Origin of the sequence: Euryhalocaulis sp., assembly GCF_013911995.1 — a bacterium.
Lineage (GTDB): Bacteria > Pseudomonadota > Alphaproteobacteria > Caulobacterales > Maricaulaceae > Euryhalocaulis > Euryhalocaulis caribicus.
In genome coordinates, this window is record NZ_JACESD010000046.1 from 1 (window position 1) to 23,625 (window position 23,625).

A 23,625-nucleotide genomic window follows, 5' to 3' on the forward strand; every position below is an offset into this window, starting at 1 on the left:
ACTTTCCGGGCAGGCCGACACGAAAGGCGAAATCGCCGCTCATGTCGTAATGGCCGCACGTCATCATCATGGCGTTGATGCGGTCGGCGCGGGCGGGACGGGCAAATTCCTGACCGGTGATCGGGTCGGTCCCGCCATTGGCCAAGAACAGGCCGGCGCGCGCCAGCTCGGTCACGGTCATCTCGATGGCGCATTGATGGAAATAGGCGTCGAGGACGGCCGACGGCGAATTCTTCAGATTGCCGAAGGAGGACATGAAATAGGCCAGAGAGCGGTTGCGGTCGCCCCATTTGCGCTCCGAGTCCGCCACCCGGCCGTCGATCCGCACCTGGTCGCTGTCGGCGGCCTCCTGCAGCATTTTCAGGATGCGCTCATAGGCCGGCTCGGTCCCGCAATGGCTGACGATGGCGTCGGTCACGATCATCGCGCCGGCATTGATGAACGGGTTCCGCGGCACGCCCTGCTCATGCTCCAGCTGAACCACGGAATTGAACGGACTGCCCGAGGGCTCGCGCCCGACCCGGTCCCAGATCGCATCGCCTTCCATGCCCAGCGCCTGCACCAGGGTGAACACCTTGGACAGCGACTGGATGGAAAACGGCGTGTCCGCCGCGCCGACCTCTGCGGTGTTACCATTGACCGTGATCATCGCCATCGCGAAGGCGTTGGGATCGGCCTCGGCCAGGGCGGGGATATAATCGGCGACCTTGCCCTTGCCCAGCTTCGGGCGGGCGGTCTCCGCGGCGCGTTCGATATGGGACTGCCAGTCGATGCGGGGCGGCGTCTTGGTCATTAAATCGGGAATCCTGTCGGCTTCTGCGGCGTCGAGGGGCTAACGAAAGAAAGGTGCGAAAGGTCCGGCGCGCAGCAGCGCTACAGCCACATGCGCTTGAGGTTCTGCTGCACGAACTCCAGCCGCACGCGGTTCTCCCAGCTGACATTTTCGGCTTCCTCGCCGTAAAGCTCGCCCAGCTCGAACAGCATCTCGCGCTTCATATTGTCGGCCAGCGCGCTCTGGATGAAGGTGATCGCCACCAGCCGCTCGCCCTTCGTGACGGGCTTGACCTGATGATAGGTGGTGGAGGGATAGACGATCGCCTCGCCCGGCTTTCCCTTGATCTCCACCGTGGAGTCGCCCAGCCGGATGGACAGCTCCCCGCCCTCATAGGATTCGGGGTCATTGATGAAGACGGTGCTGGAAAGATCGGTGCGCAGATGGGCGTTCCCGATCTGGATTTCGGCGGCGTCGATATGCTCGCCATACTGCATGCCCGGCTCGTATCTGGTCAGCAGCGGCGGGGCCACGGTCTGGGGCAGGGCGAAATCGGCAAAGCGGCCCGACCGGCCATAGGCGCCGATCAGAATCTGCGAGGCCTCGCGGGTTGCGGGCTGCTGCGTGTCGGCCTGGCGGTTGGTCTTGACCTTCGAATGCGGGTTGGAGGACCGCCCGTCCACAAAACTGATCTGGCCGGCCAGTTCGCGCAGCCGGGCGATTTCCTGTTCGTTCAAAAGGTTTTCGAGTTTCAGAAACATGTTTGAAATCCGCTTTTTAGAACCGCAAACGACGATATTTTCACCGCGCAGGCAAGGGGCGCGGACAAGTCTCCACGGGCCGGAACCATTACAAGGCGTTCACATGTTGACGCTTGTGCGCGCGCACCCGGAGTCATAGTCTGACTTTCAATAACAGACCTGTTTAGGGAAAAGGGGACGAGTATGAAAATCTGGATGACGATTCTGGCCGCGGGCCTTTTGTGCGCCGCGTGCGAGACGAGTGACAACATGGCCTCCGACTCCGGCAATACGAAAGTGGCCGTGAACGAGGATGGCGAGGAAATGGTCTGCCGGTCCGAGCGCGTGACCGGCGAGCTGGTGCGCCGCGAAATCTGCAAGACGCGCGCGCAGATCAAGGAAGAGAACGAAAGCAGCGGCCGTCTGCAGGCCGGCGCCATTGGCACGGGCGGCAGCGGTCAGGGCGGCTTCCCGGCCGGTTGTAACGGCAAGGGCTCCTGCTAGGGCCCTTCATCTTCCGGAGAAAAGGGAGATTTTTCCGTGAAAAAATCCATATATTTCGCCATCGCCGCCGCCGGGCTGTTCTGTGCCGCGTGTGAGACCAGCGACAACATGGCCTCCGATTCCGGCAACACGAAAGTGGCCGTGAACGAGGACGGCGAGGAAATGATCTGCCGGTCCGAGCGCGTGACCGGCGAACTGGTGCGCCGCGAAATCTGCAAGACGCGCGCGCAGATCAAGGAAGAGAATGAAAGCAGCGGCCGTCTGCAGGCCGGCGCCATCGCCACCGGCGGCAGCGGCCAGGGCGGCGGCTCTCCTTGCAATGGCAAGGGATCCTGCTGATTTCCTGATCCAATATCCGGCGTGAAATCCAGTTTTTCGCACCGGTCATTTTAAGCGGCGGGCTTCTTCGGAGCCCGCCGCTTTTCATTGCGCCGCTCCAGAAAAAGAACGCCTGTGGAACCGGCGTTTCTTGCGGCGCGCACCGAAATGCGGCACGCTTGTTTGCATAAGAGATGCTGGACACAGGAGCTCAGGATGCGAATCCTCGCGATCACGGTCACGGCCCTCTGGCTGTGCGCCGCGTGCCAGACGCCCGATACGGCCGAATATGACGTCGCCAAGGTCGATAAGGATGGCGAAGAACTGATCTGCAAACAGGTCCGGGTCACCGGCGAGCTGGTGCCGCGTGAAGTCTGCAAGACCCAGGCGCAGATCAAGGAAGACCGGCAAAGCGGCGGCCGCCTGCAGCCCAACGCCATCGGCGTTGACGGCACTGGTCAGGGTCCGGTACGCGCTTGCGACGGCAAGCCCCCGGGCTGCTGAGACGGTTCAGTCCAGGCCCAGTTCCGCCCGTTTGGCGCGGGTCAGCTTGGCGGCGTAGGTCTTGTGCGAGAAGGCCAGATAATCGGCGATGGCGTCATTGGCCATGCCGTCCGCCGTCGCGACCTGAATCCATTTGGCGCGGGCCATATAGGGCGCGGGAATAACGCCGTCTTCCTGCGTCAGAATTTCGAACGTGTCGTCCGGAACCTTGAAGCTGACCTTGGCGAAGCCCTGACCGGCCGGCTGGGAGCCGCCGGCGAACATCTTGCCGCCAACTTTCCAGATAAAGGTCTCCGGCCCGAACGGGTGGGTCAGATCAGTGGCCTGTAGCGCCCCGCAGGCAGCGTTGAATTCATCCAGCGTCATGGCGCGATCATAAACGCCGATTGCGCGAAATCAGAGGATGAATTTCGACAGATCGGCGTCGCGGGAGAGATCGCCGACATGCTCCTGCACATAGGCGGCGTCGATATGGATGGTCTCGCCGCCGCGGTCGGACGCGGTGAACGAAATCTCGTCCAGCAGCTTTTCCATGACGGTGGCCAGGCGCCGCGCGCCGATATTCTCGACCGAAGCGTTGACGTCATAGGCGACCCCCGCAATCGCGTCGATCGCGTCCTCGGCGAAATCCAGCGTCAGGCCTTCCGTTTCCATCAGGGCGACATATTGCTTGATCAGCGAGGCCTCGGTTTCGGTCAGGATGCGTTTGAAATCGTCCTTGGTCAGGGCGCGCAGCTCCACGCGGATCGGCAGACGGCCCTGCAGTTCGGGCAGCATGTCGGACGGCTTGGCGACGTGGAAGGCGCCGGACGCGATGAACAGGATATGGTCGGTCTTCACCGGACCGTACTTGGTGGAGACAGTCGCGCCTTCGATCAGGGGCAGAAGGTCGCGCTGAACGCCCTCGCGGGAGACATCGGCGCCGCCGCTTCCGCCGCGCGCGTCGGAGCGGGCCGTGATCTTGTCGACTTCGTCCAGAAAGACGATGCCGTCATTTTCCACTGACTCCATCGCCTCGCGATTGATCTGGTCATCGTCCAGAAGCTTGTCGGACTCTTCGTCGATCAGCGGCTTGTAGGCGTCCTGCACGGTGGTTTTCACCGTGCGCTTGTTCTGGGGCATGCCCTTGAACAAATCGCCCAGATTCATGACGCCCATCGAACCGCCGGGCATGCCCGGAATATCCATCTGGGAAAACGGCGAAGACGTTTCGGAAACCTCGATCTCCACTTCCTTGTCGTCCAGCAGACCATCGCGCAGCTTCTTGCGGAAGGAATCGCGGGTGGACGCCCCGGAATTCTCACCCACCAGCGCATTGAGAATGCGGTCTTCGGCGGCGGTATGGGCGCGGGCGCGTACTTCCTCGCGCTTGCGTTCGCGCACCATCGAAATGGCGGATTCGACAAGATCGCGGATGATCTGGTCGACGTCGCGGCCGACATAGCCGACTTCGGTGAACTTCGTCGCCTCGACCTTGATGAAGGGCGCCCCGGCCAGCCGCGCCAGGCGGCGGGAAATCTCCGTCTTGCCGACCCCGGTCGGGCCGATCATCAGGATATTCTTGGGCGTGACTTCCTGCGCCAGGTCGTCGGACACGCGGCGGCGGCGCCAGCGATTGCGCAAGGCGATGGCCACGGCGCGCTTGGCGTCCTTCTGGCCAATGATGTAGCGGTCCAGCTCGGAAACAATCTCGCGGGGAGAAAAATCGGTCATGAGTATCGGTTAGTCTCTTATGAATGAAAGAATGGGCTGATCGCGCCCGCTTGTCTGCGGTCAGGCCAAGCCATTTAATGCGCCTGACCCGCTTTCGCCACCGCCGAGCCTTCAAATGACAGCAGCCAGCCGTTTCCATCTCGCCTTTCCCGTCCACGATCTTGGCGCGGCGCGCCGCTTCTATGGCGGCGTGCTGGGCTGCGAGGAGGGCCGCTCCAACGAGCACTGGGTCGATTTCGATTTTGACGGCCACCAGATTGTCGCCCATCTGGCGCCGGAAGAGTGCGACAGCCGGGCCGAGAACGCCGTGGACGGCCACGCCGTGCCGGTGCGCCATTTCGGTCTGCTGCTGGAATGGGAGAAGTGGGAAACCCTGCGCGACCGCCTGAAGGCCGCCGGTTCCGACTTCATCATCGAACCCTATGTCCGGTTCGAGGGACGCGCCGGAGAGCAGGCGACCATGTTCGTGCGCGACCCCAGCGGCAATGCGCTGGAATTCAAGGCCTTCCGGGACGAGTCGATGATCTTCGCGAAGGATCTCACATCCCAGGGAGAACCAGCATGACGGGCGCGTGTTTATGCGGCGCGGTGAGCATCACGCTCAACGCCAGACCGGAATTCATCAATGACTGCAATTGCAACCTGTGCCGCAAGGCTGGAGCCGCATGGGGATATTTCCCGTCCTCCGAGGTTACGGTTTCCGGCGATACGGTCTCATACGTGCGGACCGACAAGGCGGCCCCGGGCGTGGCGGTTCATTCCTGCGCCGCCTGTTCGGCCACGACGCACTGGGTGCTGATCGAATCTTTCAAGCAGCAACATAATTTGCCTGATCAGACAGGGGTGAACATGAGGCTGTTCGACCCCGATGAACTGAGCGGAATCGAGGTCCGGTACCCGGATGGAAAAGCCTGGACGGGCGACGGGCCGTTCGAAAGCAGACGCGCGGCCATGACGATCAGCGACAGCCTGCCCTGGTGACACAACGCGCCTGCATCCCGCTCAGGCGCCTTTGAGCCGCTCCAGCATTTCGCCCATCGCCGCGTGAAGGGCGTTGATGGCCTTGAGCGGGCGGACCATCACCTTGAATTCGGTGATCTTCCCGTCCGCATCAAACGTGATCATGTCGACGCCGTTCACCGCGATGTCGCCGATCTTCGTTTCAAACTCCAGCACCGCGCCGGACTCCGACAGCCATTCGCCGACATAGCGGAAATGTTCGTTGTTCAGCACCTGCTCGGCCCCGGCGAGATAGAGCTTTGTGATGTCCTTGCCGCGCTGCGGCGTGAAGACGACCGGAGAGATCATCACCGCGTCTTCCGCCAGAATATCGTCCAGCGCGGAAGGGTCGCCGGTTTCCAGCAGAGCTTTCCAGCCGGCCAGGCCCTTTTCGACATGGGCGGAAGCGTTACTCATTCTCGATCGTCTCGATGGTCAGATTGCCGTTGGTATAGACACAGATGCCGGCGGCGATTTCCATGGCGCGCCGGGCGATGGTCTCCGCGTCATCTTCATAGGGCAGCAGGGCGCGCGCCGCTGAAAGCGCAAAATTCCCGCCAGACCCGATGCCGACAACGTCCCCGTCCGGGTCCAGCACGTCGCCGCGGCCGGTGAGCAGCAGCGTCACGTCCTTATCGGCGACGATCAGCATGGCTTCCAGCTGGCGCAGATACTTGTCGGTGCGCCAGTCCTTGGCCAGTTCCACGCAGGCGCGGGAGAGCTGTGTGGGGTATTGTTCCAGCTTGGCTTCCAGCCGCTCGAACAGGGCCAGCGCGTCGGCGGTGGAGCCGGCGAACCCGGCCACGACATTGCCCGATGTCAGGCGGCGGACCTTGCGGGCCGAGCCCTTCATCACCGTGTCGCCGACCGAAACCTGGCCGTCCCCGGCCAGGACCAGCTTGCCATTCTTGCGGACGGCCAGAATGGTGGTGCCGTGCATGTCGTAATAATCGCTCACGTGAATCGCGCCCTCAAATCAGCTTGAACTATCAAGCCGTCCGATGTGGCGCCCGCGGCGCAAGCGATCAAGAGGCGGGATTGATCCGCAGGACGGAGCTTTCGCTCAACGGCTCCAGCTTGGGGCCGCTTTCGGCGTAGTCGACGAAGTCGCGCTCTGGCATCGGTTTGGCGAAATAGAAGCCCTGAATGGTGGCGCAGCCCAGGCCCTGAAGCATGGCGACATGTTCGGCCGTTTCCGCGCCCTCGGCGACGGTTTCCAGCTGCAGCGAACGGGCCAGCGCCAGAATGGTCTGGACGATGACGCGGGCGTTCGGGTCGCTGTCCAGATTCTGGACGAAGGACTGGTCGATCTTGAACGTGTCGAACGGCATGCGCGTCAGGTGCGACAGCGAGGAATGGCCGGTTCCGAAATCGTCGATGGCGAAACGCACGCCCTCATCCCGCAGCGGCTGGATCTGCGCGATGGCGCGTTCGGGGTCCGTCATGGCGACGGATTCGGTGATTTCCAGCTCCAGCATCTGTGGCGGCAGGTTCGCCGCGTTCAGCGCATCGTGAACCTTGCGGCGGAAATCGTCGCGCTCGAACTGCAGGGCGGAGACATTGACCGAGACCGGAACCTCGAAGCCTTTCTCGCGCCAGCGCGCGGCGGCGCGGCAGGATTCCTGAAGAACGAAATCACCCATTTCCGCGATCAGGCCGGTTTCCTCGGCCACGCCGATAAACTGGCCCGGCGAACGGATGGAGCCGTCGGGCAGGCGCCAGCGGATCAGCGCCTCGGACCCCGTAACCCGGCCCGTGCGCGCGGCGACCTTGGGCTGGTAGTGGACAATGAATTCGTGGTTCTCGATGCCGCGGCGCAGCTCGTTCTCCAGCGTCATGCGGTCGACGGCGGCGCGCGTCATCTCCGTATCGAAGAAGCGATAGACCGCCCCGCCGGCCTTCTTCGCCGCGTCCATCGCCAGATTGGCGTTGCGCAGCAGCAGGTCCGGCTCGGTCCCGTGTTCGGGGAACTCGGCGATGCCGACTGAACAGGACACCACGACCTGCTGGCCCGCCACGTCGACGGGCGCGGAAATGGCGCTGACGAAGTCGCGCGCCAGCGCTTCCACGTCGTCATGGTTTTCAAACCCGGCCGCGATCAGGGCAAACTCGTCGCCGGTAATGCGCGACAATTCGGCGTCGACATTATAGCCGGCCTTCTCCATGCGCTTTTCGTGGCGTGCGAGCACCGATTTCATGCGCTCGCCGACCGAACGGATCAGGCGGTCGCCCTGTTTGGCGCCCAGCGTGTCATTCAGCCGTTTGAAGCGGTCCAGGTCGATCAGGAACATGGCGCCGCCGCGCTCCTCGCCCGATTGCAGGACGCGCCGCGCATGCTCGCCAAAGGCGGACTTGTTGGGCAGGCCCGTCAGGTGGTCGGAATAGGCAAGACGCCGGACATGCTCAAGGCTGCCCTTGAGCCGGTCCAGCATGACATTGAAGCCCTCGGCCAGGGTTTCCAGCTCGTCTCCCGACCCGGTTTCCACGCGCACGTCCAGACGGCCGCGGGCGGCCTGCTGGGCGGCTTCCGTCAGCTCCCGGATGGGGCGCAGGGCGCGCGATACGAACAGGCCCGTCACCGGAATGACGAAGGCGATGCCGAACAGGGTCAGCAGAAGGCCGCGGCGATAGACATCGGCGACGGCGGCGTGAACCGGCGCCATGGTGCGGCCAAGCAGGACCGCGCCGCTGCGCCCGTCAGCCAGCGCCAGCGGACGCGCCACGACCGCAAGGCCGCCGATTTCTTCCCATTTGGGCTCGCCGGCCATGATGGCCTCGTTCGCCAGCTCGGCCTCGTCCGGGGGATAGGAGTCGGAAGCAGAGCCGCGCTGGTCGATCACCCGGCCGCGGTCATCCACGACCCGGATGGCCAGAACGTCGCCGGTGGCGAAAATATCGTTGAGAACCGTGTCGACCGTCTCGCCCACAATCGCGCCGTCGCGTTCGATCGTGGCTTCGGCGTGCGTCGCATAGGCGTGCGCCAGCGCAAATGTCCGCAAGGTCTGGTCCTGCCGTTCGCTCCATACATTGACGGCCAGCATCAGCGCGGCAAAAAGCGCGAACAGGCTGACGAACAGAAAGGCGGCCTTTACCGCAATGCGTTTGCGGGCCCAGGCGAGTGGCGACCAGATGCTGGACATGAACGGTTCTCTGTAACCTTCGAAATCTTTTCCGTTGGTTCAGAGGTTTAGCAGACGTGGATTGACCCCCCTTGAATCGAAAGCCGACGATTTGGGGGGTCGAGTCTACGTTTCGCTAATATTTGCCGCGCCGGTTCGCTTTCCTACTTCTCCAGGGCGGTGATGACTTCGCGCCAGTCGACCAGCTTGTAGTTCTGCGGCTGGCCGGGATGCGAATTCACATCGTCCTGCACCACCAGCAGGCCTTCCGGCAGGCTGGCCGAAATTTCGCCGCCCGCAACATCCAGCCCGTCCGTGCCGGTGACCATGTCCTCGCCCAGCGTCAGGGCGAAGCGGCCCAGATAGGCGTTCGGCGCGGCGCGGTCATAGACATTGAACGTGCTGGAGCCTTGCGAGGACACCACGATCCAGCCCGTCCCCGCGTCGCCCTCATAAATGTCGATGCCTTCGACATCGCCGGTCAGGCCGCTTTCGCCGCCTATCTCGTCGACCAGAACGGCCTCGCCGCCGGAGAGCGGCGCGCGCCAGAAGCCGCGCATTTCCTCGCCGATATAGAACTGACCGTTTTCCTCGTCCGCCGCGCAGCCTTCCAGTTGCGTCTGCAGCTTCCAGCCCTCGCCCGCCGTGGCGGAAACCGCGCCGTCCGCGAAGCCCGAGACCCGCCAGCGCTGAACCGCGCCGTCCTTGTAAGTGACGAAGGCATGGACGGTCTCGCCGTCATAACCAAGGCAGAAGCCATAGGGCTCGGTCTTGCCGGTCGGCAGGCGGCCCAGCTCCGCGGTCTCGCCCGTGGCCGGGTCGATGGCGAAGAAGGTGACCGTGTTGTCGCTGCGATTGGAGGCGGCGGCGAGATCGCCCTGATATCCGTCCAGCGCCACGCCCTGCCGGATATCGACATTGTTCAGCTGGCCCGCGGGCAGGAAGTCCAGGATGGCGCCCTGCAGGTCATAGACATAAAGACCGGCCTGTTTGTCGGTGCCCAGCACGCGGCTGGCCGCCGGATCGGCGCGATTGATCCAGATGGCCGGGTCATCCGCCGCGTCGTCCATCGACGCCACCGCTTCGGTTTCTGCATAGGCGGACGCCACGGCCACATCGGCCGGCGGCAGATCCGCGGTGTCCAGCCCGGTCGCCGCGCAACCGGCGGCAAAAAGGGCGATCAGGCTTGTTCCGTATTTCATGCGGGCGGCTCCTAGTACTGGAATTTAACGCCGAAGCTGGCCGTATAGCTGTATTCCTCATACTGGCTGAGCAGCTTGCGATCATCGACGGAGAGATAGGCGACGAAGGGTTCGTCGTTGAAATTGGTCACGTCGGCAAAGACGGTCAGATTGTCCGTGACGTCGTACTGGGCGCGCAGGTCCCATTGGGTGTGGTCGTCGATAAAGCGGTCGATCCCCTCGCCCCCTTCATTGATCGTCTCCAGGTAATTGCCGCGGTGACTGGCGGTGAGGCGCACGTCGAAACCGTATTTCTCATAGCCGATCGTCAGGTTGGCGATGGTCTCCGACTGGCCCGGCAGGGTGATTTCGCGGCCATCGGCCAGCGTGCCCTCGCCATCGACCAGCGTCAGATTGGCGCCGCCGATCAGGCCGTCGAACGGAGACGGCAGGAAATCGAAGGCCTGCTGGTAGTTGAACTCCAGGCCCATGATCTCCGCGTCACCCAGATTTACCGCCGTCTCGACCTCGTCGAAGGTCACGCCGAAATAATCGACGCCTTCAAAGGTCTGCAGGGCGATATAGTCCTCGATCCGCTTGTAGAAGGCGCCGGCCGACAGCACGCCGTTATTCCCGATATACCAGTCCACGCCGATATCGAAATTGTCGGCGACCTGGCGCTCCAGATCCGGATTGCCGATGAAGGCTTCGCGTTCGCCCTCGTCGTTCTGTTCGGCCTCGACCACCGGCACCACTTCCTCGATCTCCGGGCGGGCGAGCGAGCGGAAATAGGCGGCGCGGAAGATGATGTCCTCGCTGGCCTCGAAGCGGGCGTTCAGGCTGGGCAGGAAATCGTCATAGTCCTTCGCGCCGTTGCGGTCGCCCAGGCACATGAATTCCATGTCCAGCGGCGTGGAGCCGCTGATGCCGGAAAGCGGCGCGCCATCCTCGTCATAGCACTGGGCGTTGAGCGGCAGGCCGCCGCTGTCGCCGATGGACGGAACCGGGTCGCCGTCGAATTCCTCGAACACGCGGGCGTCGCCGGCGCGGGATTCGAACTCGGTGCGCTCCCAGCGCAGGCCGCCCACCAGCCGCAGACGGTCAATATCCGCCCGCGCCATGGCGTAGGCGGCGTAGATGTCCTCGCTCGCCTCGTAATTCTCGATGTGAGTGTCGAACAGGGAATCGAACTGGTTGAGTTCGAAGTCGCCGCGATTGGCGAAGAAGAAATCGCTGTAGGATTCGCCAACGCCCGGCCCGAACGCGCCGACCGGGTAGCGGACATCGATGGCGAAAGGCTCCATCGTCAGGTCATCCGGGGAATAGCCGTCATAGATGAGGATTTCGCTGTCGCGCAGCTTTTCGCGAAGGCGCGCCTTGCCGCCGAACTTGATGAAACCGGAGTGCCCGCCGAACGCCAGGTCCCGCGTGAAATCCGCGCTGAAAGCCGCTTCTTCATCCTCGGTATAACCGTCGACGAATTCCTGCTCGTCGAACTCGAAATTCGCGGGATCGTAGAAGAAGCTGGCGGTCGCCGGATCGACGAAGGCCAGACGCGGGAACAGCGGATCGGACACGTCGAAGCCGATCGCGCCCGGGTCCTCCAGCTCGGCCACGAAATCGACCGTGTCGATGGAGCCCGGCTCGTCTTCCTCCGAATGGGTGAACGCCGCCTGGTAATCGACCGTCCAGAGGTCAAAGCGGGACTGACCGCCGCCGGAGACAGACCAGATGCGCTGGGTTTCCTCGCGGTCCTTCAGGTGACGGGCGAATTCCAGCGCATATTCCTCGCCGTCGATCTCGCCGGAACGGATTACGGCGAGGCCATTGGCGGCGGAACTGGCCGACTCGTCGAAATAGCCGTCGCCAAACGAGGGCAAGGCGCCCTGGCGATATTCCTGATCGCGGAAATCATTGAACAGGCCGCGAAGATAGAGGTCGTTATTCTCGTTCGGACGGAAATCGAAATTCAGCGAGGCGCTGAGACGCTCGCGCGTGACATTGTATTCGCGCAGCTCCATTTCTTCCGGATAGAAGAGAAGGCCGTCATCGGCGTCCGCGTCCGTCCAGTCTGCGGGCTCCTTGTTGTCGGTCGCGAAAGTGCGGGAGTTCCAGGAGACCGCGCCGGCCCAGGCCGCCTTGCCGTCCCAGAACTGGTCGGACGCGGCCAGCGAAAGCTTTTCGCCCAGATCGCGACTGTTATGGGTGTAGATGCCCTTCACCTGACCCTTGATGAACAGGCCGTCCCGATCAAAGCCGCTGGCGGTCTGGATATCGATATTGCCGCCGATGCCGTCGCCATCGAGATCCGGGGTCAGCGACTTGGTGATGACCAGCGCGTCCAGAATGTCCGCGTCGACCACGTCCAGCGCCACGGCGCGCGAGCCGCCGTCCGGCGCGGGAACGCGCACGCCATTGATGGACGTCGTGTTCAGCGTCGGGTCGATGCCGCGGATCACCACGAAGCGGCCCTCGCCCTGATCGTTCTGGACCGAGATGCCGGAGATGCGGCGTGCGGATTCGGCGACGTTCTGGTCCGGCAGGCGGCCGATGGCGTCGGCGGAAAGCACTTCCACCACGTTATCGGCGGCGCGCTCCCGGCTGAGGGAGGCGAACAGAGAGCCGCGCTGACCCACGACCAGGATATTATCGGTGACCGCCGAATCGGGGCCGACGCGCAGGTCGGCGATTGCGCCGTCAGCATCAACCATGACGTCCTGCGTCACCGGCGCGGCGCCGACATAGGTCACGGTGACCGTGTACTGGCCCGCCGGCACGCCCTGGAAGCGATAGACCCCGTCGCCATTCGTGCTGGCCGTGCGGCCGAGCGAGGGGATGGCCACCGTGGCGCCTTCCAGCGCCACCGTGCCGGACCCGTCAGTGACGCGGCCGGACAATTGCTGGGCGGCGGTTGGCGTGGCGGCCATCAGGGCGATAACGGACGCACCGAGAAGCGCGCGGCGAAGGGTTTGGGCGTTACGGGTCATTGGACGTCCCCCGGGGCGTTATATGTGAAGCTGCGCCGGGCTATGAGCCTGTTGCGTTTCAGGCCCGCGACGTTTCGGTGTCATATTGGTGACAGCCCACAGGCGTGATTTGCGGGTCACACCGGCTTGGCCGCGCCCCGCGCTGCGGTTAGACGAAGCGCCATGACGGTTTTCCTTTTCGATTTCGATTCGACGCTGGTGGATCTGGAGTCTCTGGATTTCGCCGCGGAGCGCGCGCTGGCCGGTCTGGACGACCGGGAGGCGCGCGTGGCGGAGATCGAGGCGCTGACCCGCGCCGGCATGGAAGGCGAGATGGATTACGGGGAGTCGCTGTCCCGCCGCGTCGCCCTGGCCCGGCTGACGCGGCGCGTGACACGGGACGCGGCCGCGGACATCGCGGAACGGGTGGACCCGGCGATGATCGAACTGTTCGCCGCGTTGCGGGAATCCGGGGCCGTCATCCACATCGTCAGCGGCGGGCTGCGTCCCCTGCTGGAGCCCGCCGCGCAGCGGCTGGAAACCGCGCCGGGCGATATTTTCTGCAATGAACCGGTCTGGGAGGGCGACCTGATCGCCGGGGTGGACCGGGAGGTGCCGCTTTCACGCTCCGGCGGGAAGGCGGAGATCGCCCGCCGGGTGAAGACGGGCGCGCCGGAGCGCCGCCTGGTCATGATCGGCGACGGCGCGACCGATCTTGAGGCGCGCGCGCCGGGCGCGGCCGATTTCATGATCGGATATGGCGGCGTGGCCGTGCGCGAGGCGGTGCAACGCGGCGCGGATATGTTCGCGCTGACCGCCGAAACGCTGGCCGGGGCGTGCCGCGGCCAGCTCTAGCGGTCTATTCTATGATGCGCGTCCAGATGGTGCCGTCGACCTTTTCCAGATCGGCGCGCAGGGAGTCGGTGGCCGCGCCCTCCACGTCCGCGATCACGTAGCCAATGCCGTCCCGCGTCGCCAGCGACTGGGCCGCGGTGTTCAGCCCGGCGTCGGAAACCGCGTCATTGATCCCGCGCAGAACGCCGGTGACGTTTTGGTGCGCATGAAGGATGCGCGTAACGCCCGGCTTGCGCGATGACGGCAGGATCTGCGGGAAATTCACCGAATGGGCGGTAGCGCCCTCGGTGAGGAAACGGGCCAGCTTGTCGGCCACTTCGGCGCCGATGGCTTCCTGCGCTTCCTGCGTCGAGCCGCCGATATGGGGCGAGAACAGCACGTTCTTGTGCGCCAGTAGCGGGCTGTCGAACGCCTCATCCTTGCTGGCCGGCTCCACCGGGAAGACGTCAATGGCCGCGCCCCCGACCTGGCCGGAGCCCAGCGCCTCCGAGAGCGCGTCAATATCGATCAGGTCGCCGCGCGCGTAATTGATGATGTTCGCGCCCTTTTTCATCTTCGCCAGCGCCCCGGCGTCGATCATGCCGCGCGTCGCGGGCGTCGACGGGGTGTGCAGCGTGACGATGTCGGACAGCTCCAGCAGCTCGTCCAGCGAGGCGACGGCGCGGGCATTGCCGTGGGCCAGCTTCGGTTCGATGTCGTAATAATAGACATGCATGCCCATGGCGCTGGCCAGAACCGAGACCTGGCTGCCGATATTGCCGTAGCCGACAATGCCCAGCTTCTTGGCGCGCGCCTCATAGGCGCCGGCGGCGGACTTGCCCCAGCCGCCCTCGCGCATCTCCACGTTCTTTTCCGGCATCCGGCGCAGCAGGGAAACGGCGGCCGAGATGGTCAGTTCGGCCACGCTGCGGGAGTTGGCGAAAGGGGCGTTGAAGACCGGGATGCCTTTCGCCGAGGCCGCGTCCAAATCGATCTGGTTGGTGCCGATCCCGAAGCTGCCAATCGCGTAGAGGCCGGGCGCGCCCTCGATCGTGGCTTTCGTGACCTTGGTGCGGGAGCGGATGCCCAGAAGCTTCACGCCCTTGAGCTTTTCGATCAGCTCATCCTCGGGCAGGGCGACCTTCAGACGCTCCACCGGAGTCACGCCCAGCGCTTCCAGCGCTTTGGCGGCGGCGGGATGAATGGATTCGGCGAGCAGAGCTTGAGGTGTCATGGATTTCCTTTTAGCGGCGGCGCGTTGTTCGCGCGCGCAGAAAATTCGATGTCGCAGCGCGGCAAACGTGACGGGCCGCGCGGGAAGTTTCAACCGCTGCGGCCGGGCGCGGTCAGAAACGCCGCGCATGACCGGACGTTCATCTGCCTGTCTGCCAGATGAATTTGCGTTTCAGGGAGCGGTCACGCGGCCTTCGCTAGAACCGTTTTCGCAGGGACGAGAAACCCTCGAACCAGCGCCGCTAGAAGGCGCGAAACGGAGTAAGACAGATGAAGAACCGCATTGTCATTGCAGCCGCGTCCATCATGGCGTTCACGGGTCTGGCCACCGCCGCCCACGCCGACGGCCGCAACAAGGTCCGCGTGCAGCAGCACGGCTATCAGAACGAAATCGCCGCCCGTCAGGACGGCTATCGCGGCAGCCTGAAGCTGCGCCAGGACGGCCGCTGGCAGTCCATCCGCGTGACCCAGGACGGCGCGCGCAACGCCATCGGCGTCGATCAGGCCGGCCGTTATAACGAGGCCGTGGCCGACCAGTATGGCCGCCGCAACGACATCGTTGTCGGCCAGGACGGCTACAACAACTACTCGGACTCGGTTCAGACCGGTCATGATAATATCGTCGGCGTGGCGCAAATGGGCTCCAACCACACCGCCTACACGACGCAGTCCGGCGGCAATAACGCGCTGGGCGTGATCCAGGTGGGCGATGGCGAGTACGCCGATGTCCGCCAGTCCGGTCACGGCAACACGACCCTGGTCATCCAGGGCTCGCGCTAGGACCGATGGCTGAACGGTTCGGGAGGCTGGCGGAGTCCGGCCTCCCCATGCCGTTCCTTGTAGAAGACACCTCTTGAAGGAGGCTGACATGGAGATTGTGAAACTGTCCCTGGCGGGTCTGGCGGCGTTCAGCTGTTCAGCCGCCGACATAGACGAACCCGCCGAAAACCAGCCGGCGGACGCGCCCGCGCCCGTTGCCGAGGCCCGCAATAAGCCGCTGCCGGTTCCCGAGCCGGCCCCGCAGGCCGCGGAAATCGCCGAGCGATGCGGCATCTTTTCCGACCGCAGCGCGGACGGGCTGCTGCTTCAGGCCTATGCCGATCCGGGCATGAATGGCGAATACCGTTTCGATGTCTGGATGAACGGCCCCGGCGGCAGCGCCGATATCGTGCAGAGCGGCGCGATGGAGCCGTCCGGATCTTCCGTGCTTGGCGAGATCAATGTCGACCCCTCCGCCAACTGGCGCGCGGAGCTGACGATCACCGGCAAGAACGGCGCGACGCTGTGCAGCGCCCGCGGCGGCGCCTGACCATAGCGCCTTTGTTAACTGACTCCTTCGCGCCGGCGGGCGCGGGGGAGCCATTGCATTAAATCGCCCCCGCCCATAAGCCTTACCGCCTTCACACATATGCATTTCTTTGCAAAAGGCGGATTCATGCAGATTTCCAGTGCGTTCGATGCCGGCAATATCAATGTGATCGAGATCGCGGACCGCAAGGCCCGCCTGTCGATCAACCGGGACCACAATTCCGAATTCGCGCAGTGGTTCTATTTCCGCCTTTCCGGAACGCCGGGCGAGACCTGCACGCTGGATATCGAAAACCTGAACGAGTCCGCCTATCCGGGCGGCTGGCCCGGCTATGACGCCTGCGCCAGCTATGACCGCGGCGAGGACTGGTTCCGCCTTCCCACAAGCTATGACGAGAAAGCCGGCGTGCTGCGCATAGAGGCGAAGCTGGAGCGTCCGGTCCTGTGGATCGCCTATTTCGCGCCCTATTCCATGGAGCGGCATCACGACCTGATCGCGAAAACCGCGGCTTGCCCCTTCGTGAAACACGATGTGCTGGGCCACACGCTGGACGGTCAGCCGATGGACCGCTTCACGTTTGGCGAGCCGGGCGAGGGCAAGCCGGTCTGCTGGATCAATGCGCGTCAGCATCCGGGCGAATCCATGGGTGAATGGTGGATGGAAGGCGCGCTGGAAATGCTGACCGATCCGGCCGACCCGGTCGCCACGGCGCTGCGCAAGAACGCCGTCATCCACGTTATGCCGAACATGAACCCCGACGGCTCAAAGCGGGGTCACTTGCGCACCAATGCGGCGGGCGTGAACCTGAACCGCGAGTGGGACAATCCGAGCGAGGACAGCTCGCCGGAGGTTTTCCATGTCCGTAACGCCATGGACGAAACGGGCGTGGATTACTGCATCGACGTGCATGGCGACGAAGCCATCGCCAATGTTTTCATCGCCGGTTTCGAGGGCATTCCCTCTCTCACCGAGCGCCAGACGAAAGCGTACGACCATTTCATCGCCGACCTCACCGCGCGGTGCCCGGACTTCCAGACCGAGGAAGGCTATCCCGAGGCCGAACCCGGCGGCTGGCGGGAATCCGTGTGCACCGACCAGGTGGCGGAGCGCTATGGCGCAGTCGCGATGACGCTGGAAATGCCGTTCAAGGACGCCAAGGTGAACCCGGAGCCGGGCCGCGGCTGGAGCCCGGCGCGGTCCAAGCATCTGGCCCGTCACTGCCTGCGCAGCCTCTACGCCACCCTGCCGCTGCTCAAAACCTAGGCGGCGTCCAGCTCGCGGCGGATGATGTCGCGGTAATTGCGCACCCGGCGGACATAGCGCACGGCCTCGTGCCCGCGCGCGAACCCGTATTTCAAAGTGCGGCTGACATCGCGCCGGGCGAGGTCGGGCAGGACCGAGCGCACGTCGCGCCAGCGATTCTTGTCCAGCCCGCGCCGCTCGGCCAGCGCCCGCGCGTCATAGAGATGGCCAAGGCCCAGATTATAGGCGGTCAGGGCGAACCAGTAGCGGTCATCGCCGTGAATATCCTCGGGCAGGCGATCCAGAAGCTCGCGCATATATTTCGCGCCGCCGAAAATGGACTGGCGCGGATCCAGACGGTTATCGACGCCCACGCGTTGCGCTGTCGGCCCGGTCAGCATCATGATGCCGCGCACCCCGGTCGGACTGACCGCGTCCGGGTCCCAATGGCTTTCCTGATAGGCCTGCGCGGCAAGAAACGCGACCGGCAGGTCATACTGTCTCGCCGCCGCTTCGATATGGTCGCTATAGTCCGGATAGCGCGATTTGAGGCGCTGGCGCAGGGCGCGGATATCGACGAAATCGAAGACCGGGATATAGGCGTAAAAGCGTTCGTCCAGCGCGGCGCGGAAATCCCCGGTTTCCGGCAGCCACTCGGCCAGATGCTCCTGCAACGGCGCGGCGTCCGCGGGCGTCATCCAGACCAGAGACTGATCGTCCGGAAGCGCGAAGGCGACCTCCAGCTCCGGATAATAGCGGCGATTGACGGCGACGATGTTGGAATCGGCGATGGTGCAGTCGGCGCGCTCGCTCCACACCTCTTCCAGCGCCGCTTCCGTGCCGCCAGACACGGTGCGCCAGCTGATATCGGGGTGATCGGCCTTCAGCGCCTGCAGCGTCTCGAGATAGCTGGAGCCGGCCGCCGCGATGATCGAGACGGAGTCCAGTTCGGCCGCGGTTTCAGGAATGGCGCCGCGCCGGCGGCAGACAACCTCCTCGACAATTGTCTTGTAGGCGGGGGAAACGCCGAACCGGGCGCGGCGCGCCGGCGTGTCGGTGAGGCCCGCGGCGGCGAGATCGCCCTTGCCGCGCGCCAGCGCGGTCAGCACGTCCTCCACGGAATTCAGGATCTTGTACTCGACCTTCAGGTCCAGGCTTTCGCCCAGGGCCTGCGTCAGGCGGTACTCATATCCCTCCGGCTCTCCATCCCGGTCGATATAATAGGTTGTGGGGGAATTGGTGGTGAGGACGGTAAGCGTTTCACGCTCGTCCAGCGGCCGCTCATGATCGGCCCCGCCGCAGGCAGCCAGCCAGAGACAAGCCGCAATTCCAGCCCCCAAGCCTCTGTATTCTATTGTCATATGGCGGCGAGCCTAGCACCGCCGCCCGGTTAATTCAGCCCTTACCCGGAATATTTCCAGTGCGCGGCCCACGGATCGAGAAGACCACGGACCGGCGAGAGCGCGGATTCATAGTCACGCCAGCGGCCCACCGACTCCGAATAGACCGGGCGGACAACCTGCCCGGCGGAGGGGGTTGTGATTTCCCGCGCCAAGGCCTGTTCCCGGTAATCCAGAACGGCCTTGTCCCAGTCCGCGCCGATGAATTTCAGAACGGCGCGCGTTTCCTTTTCCAGATCCGCGACCAGGTCCTCATAGCGCGTTTCATGCACGGCCAGGCCGCCATAGGCGGCGCGCGCCGCTTCGAACGCGGCCATCGAGGCATCGTAATATTCCGCCGCATCGGTCATCTGGAGCATGCGGTAGGTGGCGGGGTTCACCTCGAACCGCTGGCGCCATGCGGACAGCACCGCGTCGCGCGGATCGCGCAGCGACAGGATGAAGCGGGCATTGGGGAAGACATGCGCCAATACGCCGGCCCACATCAGGTTGGCGGGAAGCTTGTCGACAAATATCTCGCCTTCTTTGGGCGCGCCCGCTTCCGGCCGGGCGTGTTTCCAGTAGGCCTTGCCCAGCTCTTTCAGGCGCGTCGGGGACGCGGTCATGATCGCGGCCAGATCGCCGCCCTCGCTGGCCGCCTCCAGGAACGGGCGGATCGTGTCGGCTTCGCCCGAAGTCTCGATCTTCGGATGCGCGGCCAGAACCTGTTCCAGCAACGTGGTGCCCGAGCGCATGAAGCCGACCAGAAACACCGGCGCGGGGCCGGGTTCGAACTTCTCGTCCTGCTGCGGCTTCGCGTCCTTGAAAAAGTCCCGCAGCCGCCTGGCGGTGGTGATGGAGTATGGCCCCTTATGGGCTTCATATTCCGGGGCGTGGAGCTGTTTCAGGCCGCGATTGGCCTGGCCCCAGGCCTCCGCCGCGCCCTTGAAGTCGCCCAGCGCCTCGCGCGCATCGCCAATACGGCCCCAGATCATGGCGGCTTCGACCGGATTGGCGCGCGTTTCCCTGAATCCCGCCTTGATGCGGTCCAGCGCCGCCTGCGGCTCTCCATTGCGCAGGTCGGCAGCCGCGGCAACCGACAGGGCGACGGGGTCGTTCGGGTCCAGCGCCAGCGCGGCATTGGCCGCCTTCTCCGCGCGCTCATACTCGTTGAGATCGTTCAGGATATGCGCCAGACCGCGCTGGGCGTAGAGATGGTCGGCATTGATATCGATGGCGCGCTGATAGGCCTCGGCGGCTTCGCGCTTGCGGCTCCGGCGCTCCAGAACCACCCCCAGATTGTAGGGGAAGAAAGAGTTTTCCGGGTTCTTGCGCTCGGCCTTGCGGAATTCTTCTTCCGCCTTTCCGGGCCGGCCCGCGCCGATCTCGCACTGGCCGATCATGTTGTGAATGTCAGCCGAGCTGGGATGCGCTTTCGCCAGGCTGCGATAGATAAAGATCGCGCCGTCGAAATCGCCCGCGGACTGCCGGCACATCGCCTTCAGCGTCTGGGCGCTGGGGTCCGCGGGATAGTCGGCAAGCACCTGATCGGCGCATTTCTCCGCCTCGTCATGACGGCCCGCCTCGGCGGCGCGCTGACCATTGCTTAAGAGCTCATTGGCTTGGGCAAAATTCATCATGGACCCGTCATAACGCATGATTGGGGTTTGATAAGAGGGGAGCGCGGCAAACGCCGCTGTCAGGGGCGGTCATCGCCGCCCGCGACGAACATCCGTGTTTGCCCGTCGGTGAGCGAGACCGCATAGAGCCGGTCATAATCGGACTCGTCCATCTCCGGTCCGGGTTCGCCGCCCAGAAGCTCCGCCAGTTGCGGCGTGGTGTTGGAATGGCCCACCACCAGCGCGGTTTGGCCCGCCTGTTTCAGGGCTTGCGCGAACCCGGCCAGGTCCCGCGCGTCATAGGAGGTTATTTCCAGACCGTGATCGTCCGCCGCCGGACGGGCCGTTTCCTGCGCCCGCGCCGTGTCGGTGGCGTAAACGGCCTGAAGCCGGGCGTCCGCCAGTTGAGCGGCAAGGCGCCCGGCCCGCGCCGCGCCAGCCTCCGTCAGCGCCGGATCGGATCCGGTCTGTTTCTCCGCGTGGCGAACCAGATAAATCACCGGGGATATCTTCATGGCGTTATCGGCCTCCGCCTGGCCGGTCTGCGCGCAGGCCGGCAGGGCAAACGCGGCGCACATCATCACGAGCAGGCGCAGGATCATACCGGTCTTTTCCTTGTTTTCAGCATCTCCGCCGGAGCGGCGGATATCTACGGGACCATCGAAAATCGTTTCCGGCCCGGCGGCAACCGGTTTTAGGATAGAGGCCGGACGCAAGCGAGGGGGAAACCATGCGACCCATCCTGACAATCGCCGCCATTCTGGCGCTGACCGCCTGTTCCCGCGGAGACGAAGAGCCAGCGGCGCCGGAAGCCTATTTCGAAACGGCGCGAGCGGTCACGCAGGGCGCGCTGGTCGGCTATCGCGCGGAAAGCGGGGCCGATGTCTGGAAGGGCATACCGTTCGCCGCGCCGCCAACGGGCGATCTGCGCTGGCGCGCGCCGCGTCCGGCCGCCGGCTGGTCCGGCGAACGTCAGGCGCTGGCCTCCGCCGAGCGTTGCCCGCAAGTAACCAACGGCCTGAACCGGACTGAAGGGCTGGACCCCGGCCTGCTGATCGGGACCGAGGATTGCCTCTATCTGGACATCTACGCGCCGGGCGGGCTGGAGCCGGGAGCGGATGAAACGCCGGTGATGGTCTGGATCCACGGCGGGGGCAATGTGTGGGGCCGCGCGTCCAGCTATGACGGGTCCGTGCTGGCGGCCGAACAGGACGTGATTGTCGTGGCCATCCAGTACCGCTTGGGGCCGCTGGGGTGGTTCGCCCACCCGGCGCTGCGCGAGAGCGCGGAAAGCGAGGCGGACCGCGCGGCGAGCTTCGCCCTGCTGGACATGATCGCCGCGCTGGAATGGGTGGAGGCCGAGATCGGCGCTTTCGGCGGCGATGCGGACAATGTCACCATTTTTGGAGAAAGCGCGGGCGGCCATAACGTCGCCGGACTTCTGGCCTCGCCGCGCGCAGCGGGCCTGTTCGACCGCGCCATCATCCAGAGCGGCAGTCTGGAATCGGTCCCGCTGGCGGAGGCGGAGAGCGAAAGCGGCGACTATCCCAACCCGTCCGGAAAAACCGCGCCGGCCATGGCGGCCGATACGAGCGCCCGGGCGCTGCGCGCCGCCTCGGTTGAGGATGTCTTCGCGCCCTATCGCGGCGGGGACGGATTGCTGGGCGATATGCCCGCCATGATCGCTGACGGGGTCGCCTTGCCTGAAGAGGGAATCCGGAGCGCGCTGGGCCGTGAGGGCGGATTCAACGCCGTTCCGGTGATCAGCGGCGCCAACAAGGACGAAATGAAGCTGTTCAACCTGCTGGACGACCGTTACACGCGGCGCTGGTTCGGCCTGATCTATCGCTTGCGCGATCCCGGTTTTTATCATGCCGTCTCCGCCTATCAGAGCCGGATGTGGAAGATACTGGCGGTCGATGAGGCGATGGCCCTGATGCGCGCCGCCGGACATGATGATGTCTATGGCTACCGCTTCGACTGGGATGAAGGCGGCAGCGCCCTGACCATGGATTTTTCTGAACTTCTGGGCGCGCCGCACGCCATGGAGATTCCCTTCGTTTTCAATCGTTTCCAATTGTTCGGCGATCTGGACCGCGTGATTTTCAACGATGACAACGCGGAAGGGCGGGCGGCGCTGGCCGCCGCCATGGGCGGCTATTGGGCGGAATTTGCCCGCGCCGGGGCGCCGCGCGATGGCGGCGGCGATTTCCCGTTCTGGAACCGCTGGGGCGCGGACGCCATGATGATGCGGTTCGACAGCCCCGCCGGCGGCGGTCCGGAGCTGATCGCCAATGGCGACAGCATGGAGGCGCTGTTCGAGGACCTTAAATCGGACCCGGCCCTTTCAGCCGGTCAGAAATGCGCCATCGCAGAAGCTCTCCAGGCGGTTTACGGCGCCTCGGCCGCCGACTTTTTGCCGCTTGAGAGCCTCAACTGCAGCCAGTAAGGTGAATAAAATGCTACCCGGACAAACAGACGGCTACGCATGGCGCAACTTCGCATAGCCAGCCGGCAGGCGCGGCACGCGGGCGGCTGGGCCGTGGCGGCCAGCATCGCTGTTATCGCGATCAGCCTGTTCGCGCTGACCGGATGGGCCGCGGGGTCGGAGCTGCTGATAAGGCTGCGCACATCCTATTCGGCGATGATGCCGAGCACGGCCTTCTTGTTTTTCGTTCTGGGTACGGTTGTTCTCTGGCTGCTGACTGGCCGCAAGGCCCGGAAATCGGCGCTGGCCGTCACGATTATCGCCCTCCTCGTCGGGGCGGTGGCGCTAACCGACATCGTGCTGATCGTGAGCGATCAGGCGAGCGGCGTTGACGCGCTGGTCTGGCCGGAAATTGATCGGAACCGTCTCAACAGCATGGCCCAGGGGACGGCGGCGTGTTTCATTCTCGCGGCGGCCTGTCTTCTTTCGCTCAATGGCGAGGGCCGCCGGCGCGATCACTTCTACGTCTTGTCCGCAACGGCCGGGCTTCTGGTCGGAATGATCGCCGTTGTCGGCTACATATTCGACGCTGAGGCGCTGTACCGGGTCTCCGCCTTTACCGCCATGGCGCTGCATACCGCGCTTTGTTTCGTTCTGCTTTTCACCGCTCTCATCCTGCTGCGGTCCGATACGGGCTGGGCGGGCCTTCTGATGGGCGAGGGCGGCGGCAGCAAGGGCGCGCGGCGGCTTTTCCCGATTGTCCTG

The 23,625-nt window shown here is 64.4% G+C and carries 24 protein-coding genes; 11 read left to right on the forward strand and 13 right to left on the reverse strand.

Features of this window, described 5'->3' with window-relative positions; translation table 11 throughout:
* On the reverse strand, positions 1–793 hold a 793-nt coding region (gene glsA, locus H2040_RS11480), incomplete at its 3' end, for a glutaminase A (protein WP_287157513.1).
* A gap of 80 nt (positions 794–873) precedes the next feature.
* Positions 874–1,533 carry a Fe2+-dependent dioxygenase gene (locus H2040_RS11485; protein WP_022699437.1) on the reverse strand — a complete coding sequence of 220 codons (660 nt, stop codon included), beginning with the start codon at positions 1,531–1,533 and terminating at the stop codon, positions 874–876.
* Between the two features lie 183 nt (positions 1,534–1,716).
* Here H2040_RS11485 and H2040_RS11490 point away from each other — a divergent pair, with 183 nt between their 5' ends.
* From H2040_RS11490 to H2040_RS11500, 3 genes are all read left to right on the forward strand, one after another.
* Positions 1,717–2,016, forward strand: coding sequence for a hypothetical protein (locus tag H2040_RS11490; protein WP_287157514.1), 300 nt, complete (start codon positions 1,717–1,719; stop codon positions 2,014–2,016).
* A gap of 36 nt (positions 2,017–2,052) precedes the next feature.
* Positions 2,053–2,355, forward strand: a complete 303-nt coding sequence (locus H2040_RS11495) for a hypothetical protein (RefSeq protein WP_022699150.1) — start codon at positions 2,053–2,055, stop codon at positions 2,353–2,355.
* Positions 2,356–2,550: 195 nt separating this feature from the next.
* Entirely contained in the window at positions 2,551–2,838 is a 288-nt protein-coding gene (locus tag H2040_RS11500) for a hypothetical protein (protein WP_287157517.1), read from the forward strand.
* A 6-nt stretch (positions 2,839–2,844) separates the two neighbouring features.
* Here the strand turns inward: H2040_RS11500 and H2040_RS11505 are convergent, their stop codons facing one another.
* A complete protein-coding gene (locus tag H2040_RS11505; protein ID WP_287157518.1) occupies positions 2,845–3,204 on the reverse strand; it encodes an MmcQ/YjbR family DNA-binding protein in 360 nt (119 codons plus the stop codon).
* A gap of 30 nt (positions 3,205–3,234) precedes the next feature.
* A complete protein-coding gene (hslU, locus tag H2040_RS11510) occupies positions 3,235–4,551 on the reverse strand; it encodes an ATP-dependent protease ATPase subunit HslU (RefSeq protein ID WP_022699153.1) in 1,317 nt (438 codons plus the stop codon).
* Between the two features lie 115 nt (positions 4,552–4,666).
* Here hslU and H2040_RS11515 point away from each other — a divergent pair, with 115 nt between their 5' ends.
* Together H2040_RS11515 and H2040_RS11520 are read left to right on the forward strand one after the other, a co-directional pair.
* Complete coding sequence (locus tag H2040_RS11515; RefSeq protein WP_287157519.1) at positions 4,667–5,116, forward strand: VOC family protein; 450 nt, start codon at positions 4,667–4,669, stop codon at positions 5,114–5,116.
* The gene (locus tag H2040_RS11520) at positions 5,113–5,532 is read left to right on the forward strand and encodes a GFA family protein (protein ID WP_287157520.1); all 420 of its coding nucleotides are present in this window, start codon (positions 5,113–5,115) and stop codon (positions 5,530–5,532) included. The genes H2040_RS11515 and H2040_RS11520 overlap by 4 nt, the downstream gene beginning before the upstream one ends.
* Positions 5,533–5,553: 21 nt before the next feature.
* Here the strand turns inward: H2040_RS11520 and H2040_RS11525 are convergent, their stop codons facing one another.
* The 5 genes from H2040_RS11525 to H2040_RS11545 all read right to left on the reverse strand — a co-directional run bounded on the left by H2040_RS11525 (position 5,554) and on the right by H2040_RS11545 (position 12,837).
* Entirely contained in the window at positions 5,554–5,967 is a 414-nt protein-coding gene (locus H2040_RS11525) for a nuclear transport factor 2 family protein (RefSeq protein ID WP_287157521.1), read from the reverse strand.
* Complete coding sequence (hslV, locus tag H2040_RS11530; RefSeq protein WP_287157536.1) at positions 5,960–6,490, reverse strand: ATP-dependent protease subunit HslV; 531 nt, start codon at positions 6,488–6,490, stop codon at positions 5,960–5,962. Before hslV ends, H2040_RS11525 begins: the two co-directional genes overlap by 8 nt.
* An 85-nt stretch (positions 6,491–6,575) precedes the next feature.
* Positions 6,576–8,690 carry a putative bifunctional diguanylate cyclase/phosphodiesterase gene (locus tag H2040_RS11535; RefSeq protein WP_022699158.1) on the reverse strand — a complete coding sequence of 705 codons (2,115 nt, stop codon included), beginning with the start codon at positions 8,688–8,690 and terminating at the stop codon, positions 6,576–6,578.
* Between the two features lie 143 nt (positions 8,691–8,833).
* Positions 8,834–9,871: a phytase gene (locus H2040_RS11540; protein WP_287157522.1), complete on the reverse strand. Its 1,038-nt coding sequence runs from the start codon at positions 9,869–9,871 to the stop codon at positions 8,834–8,836.
* An 11-nt stretch (positions 9,872–9,882) separates the two neighbouring features.
* Positions 9,883–12,837 (reverse strand): TonB-dependent receptor, encoded by a 2,955-nt coding sequence (locus tag H2040_RS11545; RefSeq protein WP_287157524.1) that lies wholly within the window; start codon positions 12,835–12,837, stop codon positions 9,883–9,885.
* Between the two features lie 162 nt (positions 12,838–12,999).
* On the opposite strand from H2040_RS11545, the gene H2040_RS11550 reads away from it, so the two are divergent.
* Positions 13,000–13,671: an HAD-IB family phosphatase gene (locus tag H2040_RS11550; protein WP_287157525.1), complete on the forward strand. Its 672-nt coding sequence runs from the start codon at positions 13,000–13,002 to the stop codon at positions 13,669–13,671.
* Between the two features lie 4 nt (positions 13,672–13,675).
* Here H2040_RS11550 and serA read toward each other — a convergent pair whose 3' ends face one another.
* Positions 13,676–14,884 carry a phosphoglycerate dehydrogenase gene (gene serA, locus H2040_RS11555; RefSeq protein ID WP_287157526.1) on the reverse strand — a complete coding sequence of 403 codons (1,209 nt, stop codon included), beginning with the start codon at positions 14,882–14,884 and terminating at the stop codon, positions 13,676–13,678.
* Positions 14,885–15,153: 269 nt separating this feature from the next.
* Here serA and H2040_RS11560 point away from each other — a divergent pair, with 269 nt between their 5' ends.
* The 3 genes from H2040_RS11560 (at position 15,154) to H2040_RS11570 (ending at position 17,455) form a co-directional block, all read left to right on the forward strand.
* Positions 15,154–15,663, forward strand: a complete 510-nt coding sequence (locus tag H2040_RS11560; protein ID WP_022699162.1) for a curlin — start codon at positions 15,154–15,156, stop codon at positions 15,661–15,663.
* An 88-nt stretch (positions 15,664–15,751) separates the two neighbouring features.
* Positions 15,752–16,192, forward strand: coding sequence for a curli-like amyloid fiber formation chaperone CsgH (gene csgH, locus H2040_RS11565; protein ID WP_287157527.1), 441 nt, complete (start codon positions 15,752–15,754; stop codon positions 16,190–16,192).
* Positions 16,193–16,318: 126 nt separating this feature from the next.
* On the forward strand, positions 16,319–17,455 hold the full coding sequence (locus H2040_RS11570) for a M14 family metallopeptidase (RefSeq protein WP_287157528.1): 1,137 nt from the start codon (positions 16,319–16,321) through the stop codon (positions 17,453–17,455).
* Here the strand turns inward: H2040_RS11570 and mltF are convergent.
* The 3 genes from mltF to H2040_RS11585 all read right to left on the reverse strand — a co-directional run bounded on the left by mltF (position 17,452) and on the right by H2040_RS11585 (position 21,034).
* Positions 17,452–18,774, reverse strand: a complete 1,323-nt coding sequence (mltF, locus tag H2040_RS11575; protein ID WP_287157529.1) for a membrane-bound lytic murein transglycosylase MltF — start codon at positions 18,772–18,774, stop codon at positions 17,452–17,454. The genes H2040_RS11570 and mltF overlap by 4 nt on opposite strands.
* Positions 18,775–18,836: 62 nt before the next feature.
* Positions 18,837–20,453, reverse strand: a complete 1,617-nt coding sequence (locus H2040_RS11580) for a tetratricopeptide repeat-containing sulfotransferase family protein (protein ID WP_287157530.1) — start codon at positions 20,451–20,453, stop codon at positions 18,837–18,839.
* Positions 20,454–20,512: 59 nt separating this feature from the next.
* A complete protein-coding gene (locus H2040_RS11585) occupies positions 20,513–21,034 on the reverse strand; it encodes a histidine phosphatase family protein (RefSeq protein ID WP_287157531.1) in 522 nt (173 codons plus the stop codon).
* A gap of 128 nt (positions 21,035–21,162) precedes the next feature.
* Here H2040_RS11585 and H2040_RS11590 point away from each other — a divergent pair, with 128 nt between their 5' ends.
* Entirely contained in the window at positions 21,163–22,881 is a 1,719-nt protein-coding gene (locus tag H2040_RS11590; protein ID WP_287157532.1) for a carboxylesterase/lipase family protein, read from the forward strand.
* 39 nt (positions 22,882–22,920) lie between these two features.
* On the forward strand, positions 22,921–23,625 hold a 705-nt coding region (locus tag H2040_RS11595; RefSeq protein WP_287157534.1), incomplete at its 3' end, for a hypothetical protein.